The sequence below is a fragment of the Mycobacterium sp. genome, assembly GCF_050701675.1.
Lineage (GTDB): Bacteria > Actinomycetota > Actinomycetes > Mycobacteriales > Mycobacteriaceae > Mycobacterium.
This window is the reverse complement of sequence record NZ_JBOGDD010001293.1, coordinates 1-1,614: the sequence shown is the minus strand read 5'-3', so window position 1 is coordinate 1,614 and position 1,614 is coordinate 1. Positions and strand designations below refer to the sequence as shown.

3 protein-coding genes are annotated in these 1,614 nt (G+C 66.8%); 1 reads left to right on the top strand and 2 read right to left on the bottom strand.

Annotation, left to right across the window (positions count from 1 at the left end; translation table 11 throughout):
- Both ACRDUX_RS39875 and cwsA read right to left on the bottom strand, forming a co-directional pair.
- The coding region (locus ACRDUX_RS39875; protein WP_526422912.1) for a serine dehydratase beta chain at positions 1 to 278 on the bottom strand (278 nt) is incomplete at its 3' end.
- Positions 279 to 520: 242 nt separating this feature from the next.
- Positions 521 to 946: a cell wall synthesis protein CwsA gene (cwsA, locus tag ACRDUX_RS39870; protein ID WP_526422910.1), complete on the bottom strand. Its 426-nt coding sequence runs from the start codon at positions 944 to 946 to the stop codon at positions 521 to 523.
- Positions 947 to 1,052: 106 nt separating this feature from the next.
- Here cwsA and ACRDUX_RS39865 point away from each other — a divergent pair, with 106 nt between their 5' ends.
- Entirely contained in the window at positions 1,053 to 1,580 is a 528-nt protein-coding gene (locus tag ACRDUX_RS39865; protein ID WP_526422908.1) for a peptidylprolyl isomerase, read from the top strand.
- The last annotated feature ends 34 nt before the right edge of the window (positions 1,581 to 1,614 follow it).

The window sequence follows — 1,614 nt, the reverse complement described above, 5'->3', positions numbered from 1 at the left end:
GTTCCGATCTCGGCCACGCGTTGTTGACCGGCGACCGGATCGATGGTCTCGGGATCACCGCCCTCGAGTCCGAGCAGCACCGCCCCGACAGTTCCGTGCCCTGCGCCCGTGGCGGCCAGCGAGCCGTACAACTCGACCCGGATCCTGGCCAGCCGCTGGAGTAGGTCGCGGTCCGAGAGTGCGCCGGAGAAGCGCGCGGCCGCACGCATGGGGCCGACGGTATGGGAGCTGGACGGCCCGATACCGATCGAGAACAGATCGAAGACGCTGACGGTCATGTGTCAACCATCGTCCCAGCGTCCGCCATCCGCGACCCTGGGGCGTCCCATTGCGCAAAACTGCCTTCATCGGCACGATGACCGGGGATGCGGACACTGCGTGATGGCGCAATTGACGAACTTCTGGCCGCCATCGATGGCTGCCCCTCGTTCACCCAAAGTCGCTGAACCACAGCGTGATTGACCAGACTTCTCTGGGGTGCTGACCGCTTGGGAGCGGGCTGGGCGTGTGCCGGTACGGCTCAGGGCCTCGGCGCGATGTCGACACTCGGCGGGAGCGGCGACGGTTCTGGTTGCGTCGAACGCCTGACGATGGAAAACGTCACTGCGCCGACCGCGAGGATGGCGACGCCAGCGCCGATGATGAGAAGCGGCCTGCGTCGCCGCTTGGTCTTGCGGGCCTCCTGCAGCGCCTGCGGAATGTTGGTCACGACTTCCTGGGCGGCGGTGATCTCGTTGGCGATGGCCTCCCGCGCGGCGGCGAGATCCTTGCTCAATTGGCTCTTGATCCTGTCGCGCCGGTAGCGGGCGCCCACCCATGCCGCCGACGAGCACACGGAGTTGATGCCGACCCCGACCGCTCCCCTGGTCAGGTCGACGGGTCCCACGGTCGAGTACTTGAGACCCCTCGCCAGGCGTTCCGTCGGGGTCAAACGGGTGGAGCTCATGGCCTCCGCCTCTCTGCGTGGGGACTTTCGCGACCACCCTATTCGGTGCCTATTGCAGGGGGGCCGGAACCTACTCGTGAAACCCGAAATGGCACACTGGCATCCCGTGACGAGTCCCATACAGACAGCGACCGCGACCCTGCACACCAACCGCGGCGACATCAAGATCGCACTCTTCGGAAACCACGCGCCCAAGACCGTCGCCAACTTCGTCGGATTGGCACAGGGCACCAAGGACTACAGCACCGAGAACGCGTCGGGCGGAACAGAGGGCCCCTTCTACGACGGAGCGGTGTTCCACCGCGTCATCTCGGGGTTCATGCTGCAAGGCGGCGACCCGACCGGCACCGGCCGCGGCGGGCCCGGCTACCAGTTCGCCGACGAGTTCCACCCCGAGCTCGCCTTCGACAAGCCCTACCTGCTGGCCATGGCGAACGCCGGCCCGGGAACCAACGGCTCGCAGTTCTTCATCACCGTCGGCAAGACGCCGCATCTGAACCGCAAGCACACCATCTTCGGCGAGGTCGTCGACCCCGAGTCGCAGAAGGTCGTCGACGCCATCGGGAGCACCCCGACCGGCCCCGGCGACCGTCCGACCGAGCCGGTTGTCATCGACTCGATCACGGTGTCCTAACCCGACCGCGTAGCGCGTCTCTCCCGATCCGCCC

Excerpts from the sequence above, each read along its gene's own strand:
- cwsA (WP_526422910.1), bottom strand. The coding sequence starts at position 946 with ATGAGCTCCACCCGTTTGACCCCGACGGAACGCCTGGCGAGGGGTCTC.